Source organism: Paenibacillus sp. FSL H3-0333 (assembly GCF_038002805.1).
Lineage (GTDB): Bacteria > Bacillota > Bacilli > Paenibacillales > Paenibacillaceae > Paenibacillus_AQ > Paenibacillus_AQ silagei.
The window spans coordinates 805,941-827,908 of the sequence record NZ_JBBODG010000001.1 but is presented as its reverse complement, the minus strand read 5'-3'; the positions used below and the strand labels follow the sequence as shown (position 1 = coordinate 827,908).

At 52.7% G+C, this 21,968-nt stretch carries 21 protein-coding genes and 1 pseudogene; 9 read left to right on the top strand and 13 right to left on the bottom strand.

From position 1 onward, the window contains the following. Nucleotides 1-85 precede the first annotated feature (85 nt). Both MHH78_RS03775 and MHH78_RS03770 read right to left on the bottom strand, forming a co-directional pair. A complete protein-coding gene (locus tag MHH78_RS03775; RefSeq protein ID WP_341166630.1) occupies nucleotides 86-832 on the bottom strand; it encodes a sugar phosphate nucleotidyltransferase in 747 nt (248 codons plus the stop codon). Further along, a complete protein-coding gene (locus tag MHH78_RS03770; protein WP_341166629.1) occupies nucleotides 829-1,524 on the bottom strand; it encodes a TetR/AcrR family transcriptional regulator in 696 nt (231 codons plus the stop codon). Before MHH78_RS03770 ends, MHH78_RS03775 begins: the two co-directional genes overlap by 4 nt. A gap of 195 nt (nucleotides 1,525-1,719) precedes the next feature. On the opposite strand from MHH78_RS03770, the gene MHH78_RS03765 reads away from it, so the two are divergent. From MHH78_RS03765 to MHH78_RS03755, 3 genes are all read left to right on the top strand, one after another. After that, nucleotides 1,720-2,517: an SDR family NAD(P)-dependent oxidoreductase gene (locus tag MHH78_RS03765; RefSeq protein ID WP_341166628.1), complete on the top strand. Its 798-nt coding sequence runs from the start codon at nucleotides 1,720-1,722 to the stop codon at nucleotides 2,515-2,517. A gap of 235 nt (nucleotides 2,518-2,752) precedes the next feature. Next, the gene (locus MHH78_RS03760; protein WP_076080793.1) at nucleotides 2,753-3,010 is read left to right on the top strand and encodes a hypothetical protein; all 258 of its coding nucleotides are present in this window, start codon (nucleotides 2,753-2,755) and stop codon (nucleotides 3,008-3,010) included. Nucleotides 3,011-3,018: 8 nt separating this feature from the next. Next, nucleotides 3,019-3,390, top strand: coding sequence for a retropepsin-like aspartic protease (locus MHH78_RS03755; RefSeq protein ID WP_340827684.1), 372 nt, complete (start codon nucleotides 3,019-3,021; stop codon nucleotides 3,388-3,390). A 408-nt stretch (nucleotides 3,391-3,798) separates the two neighbouring features. On the opposite strand, the gene MHH78_RS03750 is transcribed toward MHH78_RS03755, so the two are convergent. Further along, on the bottom strand, nucleotides 3,799-3,933 hold the full coding sequence (locus tag MHH78_RS03750; protein WP_340827685.1) for a hypothetical protein: 135 nt from the start codon (nucleotides 3,931-3,933) through the stop codon (nucleotides 3,799-3,801). Nucleotides 3,934-4,248: 315 nt separating this feature from the next. Between MHH78_RS03750 and MHH78_RS03745 the strand changes: the two are divergent. Beyond that, nucleotides 4,249-4,362, top strand: a pseudogene (locus MHH78_RS03745) (helix-turn-helix domain-containing protein); the annotation flags it as partial. A gap of 93 nt (nucleotides 4,363-4,455) precedes the next feature. Here the strand turns inward: MHH78_RS03745 and MHH78_RS03740 are convergent. The 4 genes from MHH78_RS03740 to MHH78_RS03725 all read right to left on the bottom strand — a co-directional run bounded on the left by MHH78_RS03740 (nucleotide 4,456) and on the right by MHH78_RS03725 (nucleotide 8,957). Beyond that, nucleotides 4,456-5,385, bottom strand: a complete 930-nt coding sequence (locus MHH78_RS03740) for a copper amine oxidase N-terminal domain-containing protein (RefSeq protein ID WP_341166627.1) — start codon at nucleotides 5,383-5,385, stop codon at nucleotides 4,456-4,458. Between the two features lie 129 nt (nucleotides 5,386-5,514). Further along, nucleotides 5,515-7,245 (bottom strand): Imm51 family immunity protein, encoded by a 1,731-nt coding sequence (locus MHH78_RS03735; protein WP_341166626.1) that lies wholly within the window; start codon nucleotides 7,243-7,245, stop codon nucleotides 5,515-5,517. Between the two features lie 286 nt (nucleotides 7,246-7,531). Then, complete coding sequence (locus tag MHH78_RS03730) at nucleotides 7,532-8,383, bottom strand: anti-sigma factor (protein WP_339312082.1); 852 nt, start codon at nucleotides 8,381-8,383, stop codon at nucleotides 7,532-7,534. Beyond that, complete coding sequence (locus tag MHH78_RS03725; protein ID WP_341166625.1) at nucleotides 8,376-8,957, bottom strand: RNA polymerase sigma factor; 582 nt, start codon at nucleotides 8,955-8,957, stop codon at nucleotides 8,376-8,378. The genes MHH78_RS03730 and MHH78_RS03725 overlap by 8 nt, the downstream gene beginning before the upstream one ends. Before the next feature lie 202 nt (nucleotides 8,958-9,159). Here MHH78_RS03725 and infC point away from each other — a divergent pair, with 202 nt between their 5' ends. Next, entirely contained in the window at nucleotides 9,160-9,669 is a 510-nt protein-coding gene (gene infC / locus MHH78_RS03720; RefSeq protein WP_076080779.1) for a translation initiation factor IF-3, read from the top strand. 461 nt (nucleotides 9,670-10,130) lie between these two features. Here infC and MHH78_RS03715 read toward each other — a convergent pair whose 3' ends face one another. The 4 genes from MHH78_RS03715 to MHH78_RS03700 form a co-directional block, all read right to left on the bottom strand. Next, a complete protein-coding gene (locus MHH78_RS03715; protein ID WP_341166624.1) occupies nucleotides 10,131-10,712 on the bottom strand; it encodes a GNAT family N-acetyltransferase in 582 nt (193 codons plus the stop codon). An 82-nt stretch (nucleotides 10,713-10,794) separates the two neighbouring features. Next, nucleotides 10,795-12,501 (bottom strand): ABC transporter ATP-binding protein, encoded by a 1,707-nt coding sequence (locus MHH78_RS03710; protein WP_341166623.1) that lies wholly within the window; start codon nucleotides 12,499-12,501, stop codon nucleotides 10,795-10,797. 326 nt (nucleotides 12,502-12,827) lie between these two features. After that, nucleotides 12,828-13,295 (bottom strand): tetratricopeptide repeat protein, encoded by a 468-nt coding sequence (locus MHH78_RS03705; protein ID WP_341166622.1) that lies wholly within the window; start codon nucleotides 13,293-13,295, stop codon nucleotides 12,828-12,830. 86 nt (nucleotides 13,296-13,381) lie between these two features. Further along, nucleotides 13,382-14,620: an ATP-binding protein gene (locus tag MHH78_RS03700; RefSeq protein ID WP_076080773.1), complete on the bottom strand. Its 1,239-nt coding sequence runs from the start codon at nucleotides 14,618-14,620 to the stop codon at nucleotides 13,382-13,384. A gap of 224 nt (nucleotides 14,621-14,844) precedes the next feature. Here MHH78_RS03700 and MHH78_RS03695 point away from each other — a divergent pair, with 224 nt between their 5' ends. Next, a complete protein-coding gene (locus tag MHH78_RS03695) occupies nucleotides 14,845-15,642 on the top strand; it encodes an AIM24 family protein (RefSeq protein WP_036722844.1) in 798 nt (265 codons plus the stop codon). Nucleotides 15,643-15,699: 57 nt separating this feature from the next. After that, nucleotides 15,700-17,205, top strand: coding sequence for a GNAT family N-acetyltransferase (locus tag MHH78_RS03690; protein WP_341166621.1), 1,506 nt, complete (start codon nucleotides 15,700-15,702; stop codon nucleotides 17,203-17,205). A gap of 100 nt (nucleotides 17,206-17,305) precedes the next feature. Here the strand turns inward: MHH78_RS03690 and MHH78_RS03685 are convergent, their stop codons facing one another. Both MHH78_RS03685 and hprK read right to left on the bottom strand, forming a co-directional pair. Further along, on the bottom strand, nucleotides 17,306-17,590 hold the full coding sequence (locus MHH78_RS03685; RefSeq protein ID WP_036722845.1) for an alpha/beta-type small acid-soluble spore protein: 285 nt from the start codon (nucleotides 17,588-17,590) through the stop codon (nucleotides 17,306-17,308). 72 nt (nucleotides 17,591-17,662) lie between these two features. Beyond that, nucleotides 17,663-18,580: an HPr(Ser) kinase/phosphatase gene (gene hprK / locus MHH78_RS03680; protein ID WP_341166620.1), complete on the bottom strand. Its 918-nt coding sequence runs from the start codon at nucleotides 18,578-18,580 to the stop codon at nucleotides 17,663-17,665. 148 nt (nucleotides 18,581-18,728) lie between these two features. Here hprK and MHH78_RS03675 point away from each other — a divergent pair, with 148 nt between their 5' ends. Continuing rightward, entirely contained in the window at nucleotides 18,729-20,390 is a 1,662-nt protein-coding gene (locus tag MHH78_RS03675; RefSeq protein WP_341166619.1) for a histidine kinase N-terminal 7TM domain-containing diguanylate cyclase, read from the top strand. Nucleotides 20,391-20,552: 162 nt separating this feature from the next. Continuing rightward, the gene (locus MHH78_RS03670) at nucleotides 20,553-21,956 is read left to right on the top strand and encodes an S-layer homology domain-containing protein (protein WP_341166618.1); all 1,404 of its coding nucleotides are present in this window, start codon (nucleotides 20,553-20,555) and stop codon (nucleotides 21,954-21,956) included. Nucleotides 21,957-21,968 lie beyond the last annotated feature (12 nt).

Sequence of the window (21,968 nt, the reverse complement as noted above, 5' to 3'; positions counted from 1 at the left end):
GGACTACCCTTTCTCTGCCAAATAAAACGCACGGGAATGAGAAATTCTCTCTGTACCCGTGCGTTTTTTTGATTGTTAACCCAGGTCACTCTGCCTGATCCCCCAGCCTCGCCCGCATCTGCGCATAGGCTTCCGGGGTGCCGACATCCTCTATCGTGCCCTCCGTATAGTAGGCCCGCATCTCCTGGCGGGAATGCAGCCATTCGGGAAAATAAGTCGGCGCATCCGGGTTGCCCCCCTCAGCCAGATAACGGGAGAACAGCGGCAGCGTAGACCGTTTGTAGATATACAGCGCGAATACGCCAATGTTCGAGCGGGGCGCCTGCGGCTTTTCCTCGAGGGACAAGACCCGATTCTGCGCATCCAGCTCCGCCACACCGATACTGCGCAGCTCTGCCGGATCATTTACCGTCCGCACCAGAATGCAGTCGGTATCCACCTTGTGAAAATAGTCCAAATACCCCGCAAGGTCAAAGCCCAGCACATTATCGCCTGCCAGCACCAGAAGATCCTCCTGCGGCTGCTCCCGCTCCAGCACAAACTGGATATCGCCAATCGCGCCTAGCCGCCCCTCAGGAGAAGAAGTGCCATCGTTCAGAACGCGAACCGGCTTCATGCCCTTATACTGCTGCTGCCACTGTTCAAAAGCCTGGAAGAAGCGGTCATTCGTCACAATGAGAATCTCCGAGATCTCCTCCAGCACCTCCAGACGGGCGGCCAGCAGATCCAGAATCGTCCGGCTTCCTTGAACCGGGAGCAGCGGCTTGGGCGTGTCTAGCGTTAATGGATACAGGCGGGTCGCATACCCCGCAGCCAAGATTAATGCAATCATCCCTTGCTCTCTCCTCTGCCTGGCTCCGGTACGGTAAACAAGGATCGGGCCAGCATAGCCATGGTTTGTTTGTATACGGTATGGGCGGCATCGGCATCGCCAAGGAACCCGCCCATATACAGGTGAATTACACCGTGCAGCGATGACCAGATGGCGGCGACAAGTGCCCCGGTCTCTTCCTGGTCCGAAATAAGTCCCTGCTGCTGGGCGGTAATGATTAGAACCTGAAGTTGGCGTATGGCGGTCAGCGTTCCCTGCATACTCTCCGCATCCGGCTTGAACTCTGCAAAGGCCCCTCCGAACATCAGCTTGTAGTAGCTGCTGTGCTCCTGTCCAAACTGCCAGAAGGCTTCGCCTAGATCCAGCAGATGCTGCAAGAGATCAGATGAAACCGGCACCTCTTCAAAACGCTGGGCCAGCAACTTGCAGCCCTCCAGATATAATTGCTGGGCCAAACCCTCTTTATTGACGAACAAACTATAGATAATTTTGGTTGAACAGCCCATCTTTTGCGATACTTTACGCACCGTAACGGCCTCTGGCCCCTCTTCCTGCAGAATGGCTGCGGCGGCATCCACCACCAGTTTACGGAGATTCTCCGTATTTTGCAGACGGGCTTCCTGATAGGTCTTCAGTGTCCGGCCCGTGGACGGCGAGGACTTGTCTTCGTTATGGATAGGAATCACCTTCATTCGGTTATCAATGTTATTGACCAGCAACAGGGTTGCCGGGTTCTAACAGGAATTCTAAACATTCGAACATCGGATGTCAATTGAACCCTTACGCGAAAAAAACAGATTGACACAGAGGCGTACTTTTGGTTACTATGATTCACATAGGAAACAATGTTTCCAAAACAAAACATTGTGCCAGAAGGAGAATAAAACATGAATATTGCAGGGAAATGGTCATTAATCACCGGGGCCTCTTCGGGAATCGGCGAACAGTTCGCCAGACAACTCGCCAAAAAAGGCAGCCATCTGGTGCTTGTAGCCAGATCCAAAGACAAACTGGATGCGCTCGCAGCCGAACTGACCCGAAGCCATGAAATTCAGTGCCGGGTGATTCCCCAGGATCTGTCGCTTCAAGGTGCTGCCGGAGAGCTGTATCAGACCTGCCAGCAGTTAGGCCTGAGCATCGATCTGCTGGTGAACAATGCAGGATTCGCCACTCATGGCCTGTTCGAGCAGGTCTCCGGCGATCGCCAGCATGAAGAGGTCATGCTGAACGTATCTGCTGTAGTGGATATGACTCATCTATTCCTGCCTGGGATGCTCCACAGAGGAGCAGGCGCTGTGATCAATGTATCGTCTACCGCAGGCTTTCAGCCGCTGCCTTATATGGCGGTCTACGGGGCGACCAAAGCTTTTGTCTTATCCTTCACCGATGCCCTCTACTGGGAAAATCGTGACCGCGGCGTGCAATTCTTCACCCTGTGTCCAGGCTCAACGGAGACGGATTTCTTCAACGTGGTAGGAACGGAGGATGCCTCAGTCGGCGGCGCGAAGGACTCACCGGAGCGTGTAGTGGCCCTTACACTGCGCGCTATGGCCAGAGGGAAACAGTACGTTGTCCCCGGATTCCGCAACTACCTCGGTGCCCAGATCTCCCGGTTCATGACCCGCAGACAAAGTCTGCGGCTGGTCGGTGGTATGCTTCGCCCGGCAAAGCCTAAGCAAGTTTAGTAATGTACGGAACATAATAAACGCAAACGAGCTACACGCCATTGTGTTGGGATGTGGGGGCAAGAGTCTGGTGATTCCAACCATACGGGTCTTGTCCCCTTGTCCATAAAACACCACAATGGTTAATATGGACAGGGGTTCATCATGGGTTTAAGCCTAGCCTTAACATTCTCTGGTTGGGCTTTTGTGCTATACTGGGAGTAGATGCAAGTTAGGTTATCCGGAGGTGATGAGGATGCGATGGGAAGATGTCCGCGAGCAGTTCCCTGATGAGTGGGTGGTCTGTGAGGCGTTAAAGTCTCGTTCGGAAGACGGGTACTGGCTTATTGACGAAGTGGCTCTCATTGATCGTTTCGACGATTCAACGGTTGCCATGAAACGCTACTATGAATTGCATCGTGAACAGCCATACCGGGAGTACGGCTTTTTTCATACATCCCGCGAGGAGCTGAAGCTTCGGGAAAAATGGGCGGGGGTACGCGGGCCAAGATGAGGATTGACGTGAGATACGGGCTGCCTTTTATCGAAGTGATCATTTGTTACCACGGTGAAGAGCTTCATTTGAAGAATGTCTTGCTGGATACAGGCTCGGCAGGAACTATTTTCAACGCTGATGTGGTAGATGCCATCGGGGTTCAAATTGAACCTGGCGACTTTCTGAACAAAATCAGGGGTGTAGGCGGAGTAGAAGTCGTCTATTCCAAGCAGTTTGATTTTGTAAGTACGGGAGAGGTATCTCTGGGAGGGTTTGAAGTAGAAATTGGGGAAATGGACTACGGCATGGAGATTGATGGTATTCTTGGCTTTGACTTTATCCAATCTGCCGGGTTAGTGATTGATTCTAAAGAGTTGATAGTGGCGGCAAAAGAGTGAGCAATTTCAACATCATACAACGCTGAACTTTTGTTGCTATACCTACGCTTAGAGTTACTTAGTAGAAGCCCTATCCAATAGGAGGCTTCTATTTTGCTTTGCAATATACTCGGCATTAAAGGAACGTATGTTCTTTGTATGGGAATGGAGATGCGGTAACCTCCCCAAACAACTTCAGCAACACGCTACGCCGAATTATAGCTCTGCACGTTCACGCCTCAGGAAGGCTCTAGAACAACCTCGCCAGACATTCTGCCAGCACCCCATCATACCTTCTGCTCTCTTCTGCCGTCACTCTCTCACGCAGCGCTTCAAATAACGCCAAGTGATAACAATAGCAGTAATAATGCGAGATGTTATCTCTATCCTCGTACGCTCCAAACCCCTCACTCTGTTCTGCATAGCGGTCTAGTAGATCTTTGACATCAAGCCCATATTGGGCAGCAGCTCTTCAGGATTATTCTCCAAGAAACAGCAATATTCCTCCAGAAGTCCAGTCTGCCCTGAGAGAATCTCAACCATATACAGGTTAGCACGTGCCAATCCTCTGAACTCCTCGGCAATTGCCTCCCCTTCTACCCCTAAATCCTCCATTCAGCCCAGCTCAGCATAGCGGTATACCCTCTCTCTAGCGTCGTCATACTTTTGCTGCTTTTGATAAGCGCTGCCCCGCATCAGATGACTGAACCCGAAATAATAGACAAGCGGACGTTGCATGTCCAAAAGCGGTACCGAAAGCCCTTGATGAATATGCGGTTATTGTCAGCGGGTTGAGCGTAAAGCAAATCAGCACTTTGCAGAGGATTGTTAGCGAGGTTAAAGGAGCTTTTGAGACATAAGTATTCCTGAGGTGATACCATGAATTTACCAAAATGTGTAGGAAATCGGATACGTGAACTCAGAAAGGCCAAAGGATGGACACAAGAGCAACTAGCTGAGGCAGCGTCACTGCACTACAGTTACATATGTGGGCCAAGTTGAACGTTGGCTGGGCGGTTACGTACACCCAGCCTTACATTCTCTAGAGTCACGGCAATCCCAGAACGGTCAGCATAGGGTTACACATTATTGTTCCTCTGGAATATCCACAATAATATAATTTTCCTTTAGCTTAGGCTGAGGAACCTCGGCTTCTTTATAAATAACCTCATTCCAATTCTCCTTATTAATCAAACTATACCCAGTGGAAGTGATATGAGGCATCCAGCGAAAGCTTGCGAAGGTCGTAGCTGTAAAATCCGGTAAGGAACCATCCTGCTGCGTAAAAGAGCGGTTGATGAAATAAAGGTTTTCTTGCTTACCAGCCTTGTCGCCAGTGAGAGCTTGCCACTTAAGGTAAGCTGTGTTCTTCGTCAACTGATAGTAACGGATTACATTATTATTAACCTCGATGAACCGGTCCTTTGTAGTCGCCGGAAAATAATATTGGAGACTGGCGGTTTCCAGCGAGGGCTCAAAGTCCTCCTTGAGCTGTGAAACTCTGGGAAGATTAATCGCAGCATTTCTTGCAGTGCTTAACTCGCTGCTCTTCACATCAGCCAACAATTTCGCACTTGGTTTTGACACAAATGCCGTTTGGGTGTCTGGATTCCAAATTACTGAACCGTCCAACGCTTCGGCAACAAAACGTAAAGGGATCATGGTTTTGCCATTATGAATAAATGGAGCAGCGCTTAAGGAAACGGAGGCTCCATTTTTCAGTGCTGTTGTATTATTTATGGTCAACTGCAGACTCGTGCCGCTCCCCTTCACGGTTACTTGCTTCGTCGCATTATTCCAGGCAAACGTTAAACCGCCTAAGCTTTGGAGTGAAGTCAGGCTAAAAAACACCTGATTCTTCTTGTTAAGAATGTCTTTGGCCTCTAAATCGTTATTATTCACAACTACTTGTGTTCCTTGGGGACTCTTGCCTGCTGCAGACGCCGTATGTGCTACTGGTGCCACAAGCGCAGCACATAGAACAATAGATGAACATAGGATCAACTTCCTCATCATACAACCTCCTGAATTTTACATTCTTTATATGAGAGACGCAAAAGAATCCAAAAAGTTCCTCGAAAGTACCCTTATAACAATACAGGACCGCCCTATAATGCAGGCAGTCCCGTTAATGTCTTATCCGGTCTAGTCCAGCTCAGCCCGCGAGAATAAATCGCGGATGAGCATATTGTCCTCGCAAGCCTGCTTGAAGGCAGACGCGAAGGCAACCAGCGCCTCACCGTCGGAGGAATAGGCGCAGAACATACCGGCCTCCGGGTCGAACTGGACAACACCCGCCAGCGCAGGCATCTTTTCCTCCAGGAATACGGCTGCCAGAGAGGCCCAATCATATCCATTGCCCTCGAAGCCCTCCTCCTCCCGTGCAGCGAATACCTCTGTCTTATAATTGCCAACGCTCAGAATGACCGACTTGCCGCCGTTATCCTGCTCCACGATAATAAAAGGCTTCAGATCCTCAGCTCCCGCTATTTCTGCTTCCTTCAGCTTTTCAAGCAATTGATCCTTCGCTGTATCCGTAAACCGGAGCGTCCCCTCAGTCTCCACGATCATTCCCTGCTTAACCCGGTCATCCAGCCAGTCCGTGATGAAGCCCGGGGCATATCCGCCTGTGCTGAATTCACCGCCGAACGCGATCATTTTGGAATAAATCTCAAGATACTGGTCACGGCCCGTATTCGGGTAAGCGCTGGTATAGAGCCAGAACTGGAGATCATACATCAAGGTGGAGCGTTCGTCCGCATGAAGAGAGAAATGGCCCTTCTCCTCTACGATGGCGGTGCAGATCTTGCGGATGATCCCTTCCATATGGTCCACTTCCGCAACCTTGTCGCACAGCTCCTGAAGCAGCGGAGAGAATGGAGCGGACGCTACCTTCTCTAGATCCTCCTGCTTATCCTCCTCCGAAGTATCATAGACCTCCTCATTCACCAGCCCGCGAATGAAAGTCTCATAATCCGGGGCCAGGAACGTAATCTCATAGTTGCTCTCCTGGTCCACATGAATCACCTCGGGTTCCCCTTCCGGGCCGCAGTGACGGTAATCCAGCATGATCACATCATGTCCGGCAGAAGGACAGTCGCCGAAGACCACGCCGATATCGGGGTAGCCCCACTCCTCAATCATGAAACGGCTGCCCAGCTCCCCGCAGAGGGAATAGAGTTTGTCGCGGCCGATCCCGGCAATTCCCGAAATTGCGACATGATCTGCTGACCAGGAAGTGGGTTCATTCACAGGAAAACACGTATTGAGTGGAACTCCGCCGTTATGCTGCTTCATCATGGCGATGTAAGAGGCCGGCAGCTTATAGCCCAGCTCCTCCTCCACAGAAGCAATCAGCTCGTCACTGGGCAGCGGAGAGACATAAGACTTCAAGGCATAATCACTGTCCTCCCAGAAATCCGCGCAATAGTCGAGGAATGCACCAAGGTCTCTACCGCCACCCTCTCTATTCACCTTCAAGGCCTCCAGCGCTTCGGCGCGTCTTGCCTGCTCTCTTGTCTCACGCCGGGCGCCTTCCCGGCTCCACTCCAGCATTCTTGCGGTATCCCCGTCTCCCGGCTCCAGCTCCTCTGCACGTTCAAAGGCATGAATAGCCTGCTCATACTGCTTCAGATGATAGTAAGAATACCCTATGCGGAATTGCCACAGCGGATCATCTTCGCCTTCCTTGGAGATGCTGAGCAACTGCTCCAGCGCCTCCCTATATTCACCCAGATTATTGTAGGCTCTGCCTAATTGGCCGATACACTCATAATCTCTTGCATCCGGTGGAATCTCCAGAATACGGTCCACAATCTGCTGATATTCATCTTCTTCATGCCAACGCTTCACCTGTTCCAGCAACGCCTCTTCCATGCCTTTAGCCTCCCTAATTGGACACTGCAAAACAAGCCTGTCCCCTATTCCGAAGGACTGCTTCTTGTCAGTATATTCGCTATTACCCATTCACCGGAAAATCAGGAGATTAAACAGGTCTCCGGCTACGAAGGCTGACCCCCCAGCTCAAAAAAGAGACTGCCCAGCGTTGCGCAAAGCATAGAAATTCTTAACTTCGAACAAACAGCCGGGAATCCATCCTCCCGGCTGTTCAGCTTCAATTCTATTCCATTCCGCCCGCCTGTCTGCGGCATTGCACTGCCCGCTACCCCTGCTTAATCGGCGCTGCGAGAATCATTTTCCCGCGCGGGGTAACGCCCGCACCATCCGGCTCCAGTGTAACGGCTATGGTATCATAGGCATTCGGGTCGAAGGAATAATACAGTGCCCCGTTCCCGCCCTGTGAGATGAAGGTGCCCGCATTCACTGGCTTGTCCCCTTTGATCAGCCATACCTGATAGACCTCGGTACCGGTAAGCTCCGGCAGATCCTCTGCCTGAAGCACAAGGTGGGTGCCGGTAGGGTCTGCGACAATCGTTGCTGTCCCCTTGGCAGTAATCCCTTCTCCCGCCGGACTAAGTGCTACAGCCTCATTCACCTTAAGCCCCTGGAGCGGTCCGGTGCCGGAGGCCAGCTGCTGCTTCAGCTCAGACACATCGCCGCGCAGCTGGCCGGTGTAGACGACCAGGAGCAGCACAGCCACAGCCAGTCCAAGGCTCAGGTACCCCCAGAAGCGGGTTCTCTTGGGCTCAGGGATGCTTAACTGGGGCATGCCCTGCTCCTGCTCTGCTGGAGGAGTCCTCGCTGGCTCATGCTCCGCAGCCCGCTCTGCATCAGGCTGGATATTCAAGCGGGTCTCCGGCCGGGCTGCCGGTGCACCCGCATTCCCGGACTCGAGCACCCGTGACAGGATGCGCTCCTTCATCCCGGAGGGCGGGTCTACCGGCTCAGAGGCAAGCGGAAGATGGTCCAGTACCTGACGGTATTCCTCCACCAGCTCCCTGCATTCCGCGCATTCTGCCACATGGGCAGCGAATTGCTGCATTTCTTCTGCAGTCAGCGCGCCCAGCGTATATAATTCGGCCAATTCACAGAGTTCCTCATTGTGTTCACTCATGCGCATGATCCCTCCTTCCCCAGTGCCGTAACGATTTGTGAAGCTGCTTCATCGCCAGCCGGACTCTTCCCTTGACCGTGCCCAGCGGGATTGCCGCAAGCTGTGCTACCTCCTGCTGGGTGTAGCCCTGGTAATAGATCATATCCATCACCTGCTGCTGGTCGCGGCTTAATCCCAGCAGCGCCTCTCTGATCTGTTCCCCCGCCATCTGCAGCTCAACGAGATCCTCGGTGAGCGCTGTGTGGTCCTGAACCTGCTCCAGATTCCCGGAATCGCCGGATTGCCGCGGCAGCCTGGCGTCCCGCTTGCGGAGATGATCGATTGCCAGATTACGGGTCACTGCGAACATCCAGGTGAGCAGCTTGCCCTTGCCGAAGTCAATCTGCCCCGCGTTCTTCCAGAGGCGCAGGAACAGCTCCTGCATAACCTCCTCGGCAGCCATCGAATCCTTCACGATCTGGTAAGCAAAGCTATAGATGACCCGTTCATACCGGTCATAGAGCAGTTCGAGGGCATTCGAGTCTTTCTGTGCAATAAGCAGAATTAACTGCTTATCGTCAGCTGTGTCATTCAATTGCCATCCCCCATTCAACAGAAAATATAGTACTGCCAGTGGTTCAATGCTAAAAAACCTGCGTCCACTGAGTATAACCGCTTTGCACAACCGTCTCAACCTGCCGGCCTGGCTGCTGCAAGCATCCGGCAGCCGTTATTGAAGCCCCGCCCGCTTCCATATATGATAGCTATATCATATCCGCAAAGGGAGGATCATTTCCGTGGCCGTACTGATTAATGAACAGATTAAGGCAGCCGAGGTAGAGTTGACCGGGCTGAAGGGCGAGAAGCTCGGCACCGTATCCAGAAGCGAGGCGCTGTCCAAGGCCAGAGCCGCAGGGGCCGACCTGGTCTGCACCTCGCTGATGAGCAGCCCGCCGCCCTGCAGCCTGGTTGCCAAGGGCAAAGGCAAAGCGGCTGCGCAAGCTGTCCGCAAGGGCGATACCAGCCGTCCGCAAGGCGGCGGCAGTAATGAGAAGGTGAAAGAGCTGCGCTTCACCGCCCATATTGAAGAGCATGACTACGACACGAAGCTGCGTCAGGCGGACAAGCATCTGCGCTCCGGCAAGCCGGTGCAGCTCGTCGTGAAGTCCTCCGGCGCCAAGGAGGCCGCCGCTGCGAAGGCAGTCCTGGAGCGGCTCGTGGCCGATCTGAAGGAGGCCGGAACCAAGGCCTCCGGCCTGCAGACCAGCGGCAAGGGAGCACAGGTTAGAGTTAATCCGCGGACGTAAGTTGTCTTATCTAGGCGCACTTATGCCTGAATTGTGTGCGGGTTCAGAACTGGCTGCACTCTACTTCTGTTGCACTTTGTACATTAGCTGACCCCGAAATTGTTCTAAAAATCGAATCTGTTGCACTCTGTACAGCAGAATCGGGAAAAATCAGGGCCTACGGGCAGAATTCACGAAAGCCATTGTATGAAATACAACAGATGATTATTTAGCTCAGCAAAGTGCGAATTCTATTGCAGAAAATACAATCAGTCTACAAAACTGCTGCAATCCTGCATAAGACAGCGATAGGAGTCCTGCTCATGCACAACAGGTGCCATCCTATAAGGACGGCACCTGTTATTAAAATACGGCAAAGCAAGCTGTAATCTCTAATCTTCCGATCTTCTTCCGATTATATATTACGCGCATCCTTCACGCATAAACCTCTTCAGTTCATCGCCCGCCTGTTCAGCTTATGGTCACTTCCCACCTTTAAGCCGCTCCATGAACGACTCCTTCCTCAGCACATGCAGCAGCTCCCCATTGCAGTCCTCATAATCGCCGGTTAATCCGGCCAGCTCCTGCTCCACCCGGAAGCCCAGCTTCCGGAGCACCCCGAGCGATGCGGTGTTGCGCGGATCTGCCTTGGCATATAATTGCTCCAGTCCGATCACACCGAAGGCGTAGTCCGCCATCGCCGCAGCGGCTTCGGTAGCATAGCCCCGGCCCCAGTGTTCGCGCCCGATCAGATAATACAGCTCCGCATCCGGCGCCCTGAACTCCAGCACGCCGACCCCGCACCAGCCGATCAGCTGGCCGGTGGCCTTATCGCAGACGGCGAACGAATATTTGAACGGCAGTTCGAACGGCGTATGATAGCTGAACATCAGCCAGCGGAACATCCCCTCATACTCATGCATGGACATGACCTCCATATGCATGAAGGCCAGCACCTCCGGGTTCTGCATCAGCTCGAACGAAGCCATCAGATCACTTTCCATATAGGGACGGATGATTAACCGCTCTGTTTCGAGCTTCATCCTGGACAATGCTAGATTCATAATACACATAACCTCACCTTCAAGTTCTATCTGTCCCCCAGCATAATCCAGGCACAGGATCGTCCACAAGGTAAAAGATAGTTTAATCCGTTTGCCCCCTGCCGTTATTCCATAGCGTACGGAAGGACGGGCAGTCCCGGATCAGGGAATCGAAATTCCCTTCCCCCGCCAGCCTGCCTTGCTCCATGACCAGAATCTGGTCCACGCCGCTGATGAAATTCAGCCGGTGCGCGATAATAATGACCGTCTTATGCCTGAACTCCGCGAACACCGTCTCCATCAGGCTGCGCTCCGTAATATTATCCAGTGCCGATACCGGCTCATCGAGGATGATCAGATTCCGCTTTTGCAGGATCGCCCGGGCAAAAGCCAGCCGCTGCCGTTCCCCGCCCGACAGCTTCAGCCCGCGCTCCCCAACCCGCGTCTCCAGCTTCTCCGGCAGCTCCAGTACCTTCTCCTTCAGATGAACCTTGTCCAGCACCGCATACAGCTCTTCATCCGGGACCTGCTGCTCGAAGACCATATTGCCCCGGATGGTAGTGTCGAAGATCGGACTGTCCTGGGACAGATACGAGATGTGATCATAGTAGCTGTCCAGACACAGCTCGTCGATATCCGTGCCGTCTACTAGCAGCTGGCCGCTGTTTTTTTTGAGCAGGCCCGTAATCAGCTTAATGACTGTTGACTTGCCGCTGCCGCTTAAGCCGACCAGAGCCACTGAGGTTCCGGGCGCGACTGAGAAGGACAGCCGGTCCAGCACCTGCACCTCTCCGTAGCTGAACGATACGTCCTTGAATTCGATGCTGCCCTGTAGCTGCGCAAGCGCCTTGCCCTGCTCCAGATTCCGGTCCTCGGGGGCATTCAGGAATGCCTCGAACCGCTGATAGGTCACCCTGTTCAGCTTATAGCCGACGAATAATACGTTGAAGATGGCGATTGGCGTATAGATTTTCTCAATGAACATGAACAGCGCGACCATGACCCCGACAGAAGCCTGCCCGGAGACCACATTCTTCACGCCGTACAACAGCACAATCACCTTAATGACCGTAATGAATAATTCGAATAAGGCGAAGAAGGATTCATGAATCATCTGCAGCTTCGCACTCTGCCTGATGATCTGCTGTGCCGCCTTGTTCAGTCTGCCGATCTCCTGCGCGTACTTCTTGTTGGTGCGGAATACGACCAGCTCCATGAAGCCGCGGACCCCGTACCGGGACATGGCCTCCTGCTGCGTAAGCACCGATTCCTTGATCCGGTAGAGAACTTTGAGCAGAACATTCGTTAACAGGAAGATGACCACGTACCCGCCCGCAATCACCAGCATGATTCTGAGGTCATAGTAGCTGATGAAGAGCAGGCTGAAGAGAATGGTGGGCAGCAGCTCATGCAGCGTCTTCAGGATAAAAGAGAACAGAATGCTGTTCCCGGCCGCCGCGCCGTTCTCAATCACCTTGATCATCTGGCCTGTGCCCATGTTCTGATAGGCGGAATAATCCATTCTGGAGATTTTGGACAAGGCCATAATCTTCAGTCTTTCTGTGATGCTGTTCGATAGATAGGCGCTGGGATATTCATCCGCATAATTCAGCAGGACATTCAGGCCGAGCAGCATCCCGTAGAAGACAACCCCGTAGAGGATTTCACGGAAGCCCGTTCCCGCCACCGCCTGATCCAGAATCCGCTGAAAGACAACAATGCCCAAGCTGCTTAAGAGCTGAATGGCGAAGCCTAGACCTATATACAGAGCGGCCCACCCTCTGAGGTGGACAAGACATTTTTTTAACATGATCACAATCTCCTATCTTATTCATAAGAATATGGCAAAAAAGCCGGGAACTCTCCTCGCCACTCCGCGCCAAAGACTCCTGCCCCGGCAGTATAGTCTTCAAGCGGAATAACTCAGTGTCCCGGCTCATAAAGAATGACCTTCCAGGCACCGTACAAGAATCCAGTTAGCTGTGACCAAGAGGACAGACCTCCCCCTTGGTGGCTGGTACGCGTTCTACCCAGCCCGATAACTAGTTCCTTGCGACGGTACGGAATGGCATCCATTTCACCTCTTTGATAAGATTGACTTTCATTGTAAGCTTCGGCCAGACCGGCCGTCAAGCCCTAGTGCTTAGTCTCTTTTGCCGCATCCGAATCCCTATCTGGACTGGCATCTGAAGCGGAGTCCGCTTCGGCAGCTTCTTCTGCATCCTCGCTATCCTCGTCCGCAGCGGCCAGCGCCGCCTTCTCACTGCGGCTCCATTCCAGGAATTCGAGGGTATCCTGATCCTCAGGGTCCAGCTTGTTCGCCTTCTTGAACGCCTTGATCGCCTGATCGTACTCGTCCAGATAATAGTGGGCGTAGCCGACGCGGAAATGCCAGAGCGGGTCTTTTTTACCCTGATCCGCTGCCTTGTTGAACCATTTAAGCGCTTCCCGGTAGCGGCCCAGATTGTTGAGCGCCCGGCCCAAATGTACCGCCAGCTCTTCATCGATCAGCGGTGTCGGCACCTCTTTGATGCGGGATACGATTTCTTCATATTGGTCCGCCTCATGCCAAGCGTTCAATTGCGCGATTAATTCTTCTCTCATTACCCATAGCCTCCCGGTTAATAGTTCCAAGTTCTCTTAGAGATACTTTATCATTTTCACACCAAGTTTCCCACTGTTGCCGTGCGCTAGGCCGGGATAATGATCCGGAAGACGGTTCCCTTGCCCTTCTCGCTGGTGACCTCAATACGCCCCTTGAGCTTGTTAATCGTGTTATAGGCCATGACCATTCCGAGCCCTGTCCCGTCTGCCTTGGTGGAGTAATACGGCTTGCCCAGGCGCGAGATCTCATCCTTGGTCATTCCGACACCGGTGTCGCGGATGGTAATGATAATATTCTGCCCGCTCGCGAAGACAGCAATAGACAGGACCGCATCCTCCACCCCATCCATCGCTTCAATCGCATTCTTGTACAGATTAATCAGGCATTGCTGCATCTCATTACTGTCATAATGGGTGCTAAGCGGGTTGTTGAAGCTGAATTCAACCGCAACCTTGTGGATCGTGGCATACGGCAGGATCACATTCTTGGTGTACTCACATTCAGCCATCAGGTTGGAGTAGACCCGGCTCTCCGACTGCGGCTTGGCAAAAGACAGATAATCGCTGATAATCTTCTCCGCCCGGTTCAGCTCCAGCAGTGACAGCTCGACATACCCCTTCTCCTCCGGGGTGAGGTTCTTGGAGAGATTAAGCAGCTGCAGGAAGCCGCTGGTCACGGTTAACGGATTGCGCATCTCATGGGAGACACTGGCCGCCAGCTCACTGACCACATTCAGCCGCTCCGACTGCATAATCCGCTCACGGTTCCTGAGATTCGCCAGAATCTGCTCCATGAGGATCATTAGGATCGCCATGACCACCGCATGCGTAGTTAAAGCATAGAAGGCAAGCGTCCAGAACTGGGTGTCCAGCTTATCCATGATCTGGCCCAGAATGATCAGATAACAGCCCATCGTCAGGACCGCGATAGAGGTAGCCCACAAGATCCGTCCCTTGGGCTTAGAACGGAGAAATCTGGCGCTTATGGAAGGAACCAGAATGAGGACTGCTGTCGAAAAAAGTAAAGATTGGACGGTTCCCTCACCGCCTATGTAGAAACGGTACACATTCAGAATCACATATAAGGGCAGGGTATGTTTGTACCCTCCATACAAGGCCGCAATCACAAACGGAACATACCGCAAGTCAAAGATGAACCCGGTCTCCAGCCGGATCGGCTTAGCGATACACAGGATCATGGTGGCGGCGATGAGCAGTACAAGAATCTTATGATTGTAGGCGTGGGGCCTATTTTCGAAGAAAATCAGAAATATCAGCACCGGAAACAGCATAAACAAAAAATTGAGCAGCAGCGTCTCAAACAAGGCTAACTTCCTTTCGGTTCTAATGCTGGTGTCAAGAGATACGTTTGTATTCTGAGCACTATACTTAGAACATTACGCTAACCTGATATTAGAAGTAAAGGAATTATTGTATGCGTTTTTTCTCCCGGAATTCAAGGAACCCCGCGAGAAGTGTCGAATACGTATGCTTTGAAGGCATGATGCACAGCATTGCATAACTACAGCAACCGAAGGAGCGGGTATCGATGGCTTTTACCATTAATAATCTGAAGGACAATTCCAACGTAATCATTAAAGAGCAGCTAGGCGGCTTCAGCATCATCGAATACAAAGAGGATCTCAGCACCACTACCCGGTATGAAGCAGAGACCAACTTCTTCATGAGTAAGAGCAATATGCGCAACAAGCAGCTGATGATTGAGCTGAATAACAATGAGGTGATGCTGAGCGCCGGAGCCATGCAGTATATGATCGGCAATATCGAGATGACCTCCGGCATCAAAGGCGTAGGAGGACTGATGCGTAATATGCTATCCGGGGCGGCAACCGGAACCAGTGCAGTCAAGCCGCTCTACAAGGGAACCGGAACCATTCTGCTGGAGACCACCTACAAATACCTCTGGCTGATTGATGTGGACAACGACCATATCGTAATCGATGACGGCATGTTCCTCGCTTGTGAGACTACGCTTGATATCTCCGTTGCGGCACGCAAGAACATCTCCTCTGCCGTCCTCGGCGGTGAAGGGCTGTTCAACCTGAGCGCGCGCGGCAAAGGGATTCTTGCCCTCGAAGCTCCCATTCCTTCCGAGGAGGCTGTCGTGGTCGAGCTGCAGAATGATGTGCTGAAGGTGGACGGGAACTTCGCCCTCATGTGGTCCAACTCTCTGGACTTCACGGTCGAGAAGTCAGGCAAGACCCGTCTGGGCTCCGCCGCCTCAGGCGAAGGCCTGGTCAACGTGTACCGGGGAACCGGTATGGTCTGGCTGGCCCCGCTCATGAATTACAGAAACAGCCTGCTTCAGGGTACGCCTACTTCATAATGATGCTGGGGTATCGTCCCACCCGCATGAACCCAATCGAAAGGAGGCCCTGTCTTTATGTCCATTCAAGCTGTGCTGTTTGATTTCGATGGAACTCTGGCAGACACCCTGCCGTTATCCTTTCGTGCCTTCCAGGCTGTATTTAAGCAATACGACCAGAGAGAAGTCACCCGCGATGAGCTTGTCGCGATGTTCGGTCCCACTGAGGAAGGCATCATCGGCGGAAATTTCACAGATCCGGCTTCGGTTCCACAAGCAATAGAGGATTATTATTCAATATATAAGCAGGGGCATTTCGAAGAATTCCAGAATAATGAGCACATCCTTGGATTACTTCAAGCCTTGAAGGCTCAGGGAATGAAGCTTGGAGTCATTACCGGTAAAAGCAGACGGGCCTATCAGATATCGGCCGGAGCGCTGGATCTGGAGCATTTCTTCGATCTCTCGATTACCGGCGATGATGTGGCGAAGCCAAAACCTGATCCCGAAGGTATACATTCGGCATTGCGAACACTGGGCATTGAACCCTCCCAGGCCATATTCGTAGGCGACAGTAATGCGGATATTCTCGCAGGCAAGGCTGCCGGAATGCAGACCTACGCTGTCCGCTGGCTACCCACCTTCCAGAGTCAGGCCTATGATCTTGCGCCGGACGGCATTCTGGAGAATGTTGCGGAGTTCCAGCGGCTTCTCCAATTGAATAACATTATACCAATGACCTACCATTCCAAGCAGCAGGCAGCGGACATTAAGGCGTTAGAGCAGCAGTGCAGCCAGGCCGATTCTATCCAATTAAGCTCAGACCTGGAGCATCTCGTCAAGGAAGACGGCGACCATGCCCTGCTCTGCTACCGCGAAGATCAGCTCATTGGCCTGCTTAGCTGGTTCGCTGCGGACAGTGATTATGCGCAGATCAATGCCATGGTCCATCCGGATTACCGCCGGCAAGGTGTGTTCCGCAGCCTTGTGAAATGTGCCAGAGCAGACATTGAGCCTCTTGGCGTACACCGGCTCAGCTACAAAATCCCCGCCAGCTCGCAGACAGGACTATTGGCGGCGCAGGCCCTGGGCGGGGATTTTGACCGGTCAGAATACGCCATGTCGTACGCCGGTATGAATTCCGCCAGCCCGCTTCCTTCAGAGCTAATCCTGCTTCCCGCTGCGCCTGAGGATTTAGAATTCATGGTCTCCTGCTCCTCCCAGGCCTTCGGAGAATCGGAAGACGATACGCGCAAGTACTTCACACAGACGGATGAGCCAGAGCGGATAACGTATATCGCTTGGACAGGGAGTGAACGAATCGGCCTGATCCGGGTCAACTATATCAATGAGAATACGGCTTTTATTCATAATTTCTGTATCCTGCCTTCCCATCAGGGGAAGGGGGTTGGGGAAAAGGTACTAAGACAGGCCGTCGGTATCCTGTTACAGAAACCTTACCCGGTTATTCGCCTAAGTGTTGTCACCGGGAATGTCCGGGCGCTGAATCTCTATCTCCGTGCCGGATTCAAGATTCATTCAGAGTATAAATATTACAGCGGCAGCCTGTACCTTGAACCGTAATTGCAGCTTTAACTACAGTCAGCACATGCCAAAAAAGATCCTCTTTCTGATTAAGAAAGGGGATCTTTTGCTATGCGGCATAAAAATCTTAGAGCGCATGCTACGACTTCTGCTTACCCGCCAGCTGCTCCTGGGCAAGACGGACCATCTCACGAACCATGGAACCTCCGATGCGGCCGCCAATTTGTCCCGCCGATTCGGTCGTCAGCTTACCGTTATTACCAGCCTGCAGCGGGATGCCCAGTTCCTTCGCCACCTCGTATTTCACATCGTCCGGGTGATTCGGATCTACGTGATATCCCTCCTGCCGCATAACCTCCGCTTTGAACGTCTGCATTCCCTGGGCGGACCCTGGTACAGCATACTTTCTGCTTCTTCTCGCCATTTAAGGACACACTCCCTTGCTGTCTTTCCTCTAAGTTGCCCAGGAGTGTGGGCCTTCATTCCCTGTCGTCCTTTAAGACTGCATCCCGTCCTCAATCCGCTGCATGAATTCTTCCACCGCGCTGTAGCCCAACTGCTTGAGATACCAGTTGTTCGCAGCCGCTTCAATCAGACCGGCTACATCGCGGCCCGGCTGAAGCTGGACCTCGATATGCGGGATTTGCACCCCGAGATATTCGGTGAACTGGGGCACCAGCTCCAGCTCATTGTTGAGCGAATTCTCCTGCCAGGGGGCAAGCTCGATATCGAGTACGATCCGCGTCTCATCCTGGAACGCCCGCCGCCCATACTGCCGTACGACGTTGATCAGGCCGATGCTGCGCAGCGCCAGGAATTCACGTGTGGTATCATTATGAGTCCCGAGGAGCGTCGCCGGACCCAGCTTCTTCAGCACCACAATATCATCAGCCACGAAGCGGTGGCCCCTGCGGATCAGCGTATGCGCCGTCTCGCTCTTGCCGATCCCCGACTTGCCCCGCAGCAGAATCCCTATTCCCGATACGTTAACGCATACCCCGTGGATAGACAGCTCGGGCGCCAGCGTCTTCACCAGGAAGCTGTCCAGCTTGGCGATGAACTCGGTGGTCACCTCCGGCGTCCGCAGCAGCGGAATGCCTTCCTGGTCACAGAACAGCGTCAGGTAAGGAATCTCCTGCTGGCCGCTGGTCACAATGAAGCAGGGCGGATGGTATTTGACGATGTTGCCAATATGCAGCATCCGCTCCTCTACACTCAGCGTTAACAGGTAGTTGATCTCTTTACGTCCAAGGACCTGCACCCGCTCCATCGGAAAAAAATCAAAATAACCGACAAACTCCAGACCCGGTCTGTGCGTCCTTGGACGGGTGATGTTCCGGTCCATCCGGCCCGCTCCGGCGAGCACCTCCAGATGGAATTTCTCTACAAGACTCTGCACGCTAATAGATTTCATGAGATCCCCTCCCAATCCAATATTTTCCGATAGATTTATCTAAAAATCTTGTAATCTGCACACGCTAATTATATATTAAAAACAATATATAAGACCTAAGACCCACAAAAATCTATAAATACTATTAAAATCAAGAAGGTGTAACATATTGGCCTTAGCCTCTTGGATTGACCTGATTATGTGCTTCCTTCTGTTCCTGCTGCTCATCTATATCGTGGCTACGGTCACCATTACCAAGCTGCACAAGGTCTATTTAGGGTTCCATTTCTCCATGCTGATCTGGCCCTACTGCCAGTTTGCCATAAGAACCGTGGATGATCCTCTCTATCAGCTCTTTTATGTGAAGCTTGCCTTCGTGGATGCTTCCCTGCTGGGCCTGGGCTGGATCTTCTTCACGATTCTGCTTGCGGGACAATCCCAGTTCCTTAACAGAAAAACAGTGTCCGTGCTGGTGATCCCTGCAGTACTGACCTCCCTTGGAGTGGTGCTCAATCCTTATGGATGGTTCGTCCGTCCGGTGAATGGAGGGTATGTGGAGCGCATCTACGGACCTATTTTCTGGATCAGCATGACCTTTCTTGTCATTAACGCCCTCGTGTCCATGTATGTCATCTACGTGGCTCTGACCTCTAATCAGGCTGCACGGATCAAGAACCAGGTTATGTATATGCTCAAAGGCATTACAGCCCTATGCGTCTTCCTTATGATCGATGTGCTTCTCAATGTCATTCTGGATGACTATCTGCCGGTAATTCCGGGCTTCACTTCGCTGGGTATCGTGGTGTCGGCTACGTTCTTTGTGATTACGATCCACCAGGACAAAGTATTCGATATCGTAACTATCGCCCATCAGGATATTATCAATACCATGGAATACGGAATTCTCGTGCTGGATGACCAGGAGCAAGTGGTAGAGATTAATCATGCCCTGCATCCCTATATCCCGCTTGTGAAGGGTGCGGCGTTCAACATGAGCAGCTATCTGCCGGATGACCCTGCCATGAAGATCGAGTCCTTCCTTGAGAAATACCATGAGCATCCGCTGGAGACGGCCGAGCTGGAAATTCTGCATCCCCTTATCCAAATGGTTGTCAGTATTCATGCAGCACCCATTATGGTGAGCGGCAGCCGGGTCGGACGGATTGTCACCTTCCAGAATGTTACCGAGATCCGGCGTCTCATCGATGAGACGAACCAGCAGAATGCGATCCTGAAGGAACGCAACGACTCGCTGGTGAAGGTACAGGAGGAGCTGTTCCAGACGAACGGCAAGCTGAGGAAGCTGGCGATCACCGACAGCCTGACCGGCTGCTACAACAGGCATTATCTGATGCAGCAATTGGAGCAGGAGGCGCTGCGGGTCAGCGACACCCGGACACCTTCGACTATTATACTGATCGACATCGATTTTTTCAAAAAAATCAACGACCAGCACGGCCATCTGGCCGGAGATATGGTCCTGTGTAACACAGTGGAGCTGCTGCAGCGCAGCCTGCGGCCCTCCGATATTCTGGCCCGCTACGGCGGAGAGGAATTCATTATCTATTTGCCGGATACGAATGGAGCCGAGGCGCGCCGTCTGGCCAAGCAGCTGAAATCCGAGGTTGAGCACAATACCATCCACATCGATTATATCGATGAGCCTGTGTCCATCACCATCAGCATGGGACTGCTCAGTATTGCTGAATTCAAGATCCCGCCTGCCATCGAGGCGAACACCTACTTGAACGACCTGTTCAAGTCTGCCGACAAAGCTCTGTACGCCGCCAAGCATCAGGGCCGGAATCAGATTGTTGCGGCGGAGGTATAATTGGATGTTATCCTTGTATCATGAGCACTAGCCGCATAGGCAGTGCTTTTTTTTGCGTTTATTTATGATTTTGATTATTTTATTTTTGCTGGAACCTTTTTGACTAAGCCGCCGTCTATGATCACAAATAAACCACAAACTACTCTTACGAGGTGACTGGACATGAAGAATACATTCAAGCTGATAACCCTATCCGCAGCCGCCGCTCTGGCGCTCAGCTTCACAGGACAACAATTCGCCTCGGCCGCAGCCTTCAAGGATATCCATAACGTGCAGGACAAAGACAAGATTATTGCCCTTCAAAACAGCGGCCTGATTAAAGGCATCAGCGCGGATCTGTTCGGCCCGAACCTCAGCATCACAGCAGCCCAGGGGGTGCAGATGATCGTGAGCGCGCTTGATCTGAATCTGGATACGATCCGGTTCGTGAAGGAGCCGCATGCCACCGACTATTTCAAGAACGCGAGTGACTCCGCCTGGTATGCGCAGGCGCTGATTATTGCCGGTGTGCACGGCTTGGACCTGCCTGCCGATCTGAAGCCTGGTGAGAAGCTGACCCGCGAAGAATTCACCTACCAGCTCATTGATGCGATGGAGAACACGAACCGCCTGCCGCTGATTAAGCCGGTGGCGGTAGAGTACGCCGATCAGGATCAGGTGAAGGTAGAATACTCCGGTGCCCTGCAGCGTGCGCTGAATTACGGTGTCCTGAAGCTGGATACCAGCGGTAAGCTTAACCCGAAACAGGAGATCACCCGTGCGGAAGCGGCAGTCGCCATCAGCAACGCGCTGGCTTATCTGAAGGCCCATCCAGCCCCTGCTGCTACGGATGAGGTCCTGACCGCAGAACAAGCTGTGCAGGTGATAAAAGAAGTGGTCGGACCTGAAGCGGATCTGCAGATCAAGATTGATCCGGCGGCCAGCATGTCCCGCGAAGAATTCACCTATCTGCTGATCCATACTCTACAGACCAGCGGGCAACTGCCGATGATCAACGTCATTCCGGTAGAGGTGAAGGACGGCGATCAGATCGACATCCTGAACTCGGGCGCCATCCAGGCTGCCATTGCCTTCGGCTTCGTGGAGCTGGACGCTGCCGGCAACTTCAATCCGAAAGCAGGGATTACCCGCCCTGAAGCTGCTTCTATTGCCGGGAATGCGGCGAACTATCTCAAGGCACATCCGGCGCCTGCTGCTGTAAGCAAGACGATCACCGCAACCGAGGCCGTCCAGTACATCAAGGACGCTGCCGGACCTGAGGCGAATCTGCAGATCAAGATTGATCCAAACATGAGCGTAACCCGTGAATCGTTCACCTATCTGCTCATTAACACGCTCCAGACCAGCGGTCAACTACCGATGATCAAGCTGATCCCGGTGGAGATCAAGGATAATGACAAGATCAATATCGTGAGCTCGGGAGCCATTCAGACCGCGCTTGCCCTCAAGATCGTGAAGCTGGATCAAGACGGAAGCTTCCGTCCCCAGGACGGCGTCACCAGCGCTGACGCAGCGGCAATGGTCAGCCAGGTGAAGGCCATCCTGAACGGAAAGTCTGCGAAGTAAGCAACATATGCC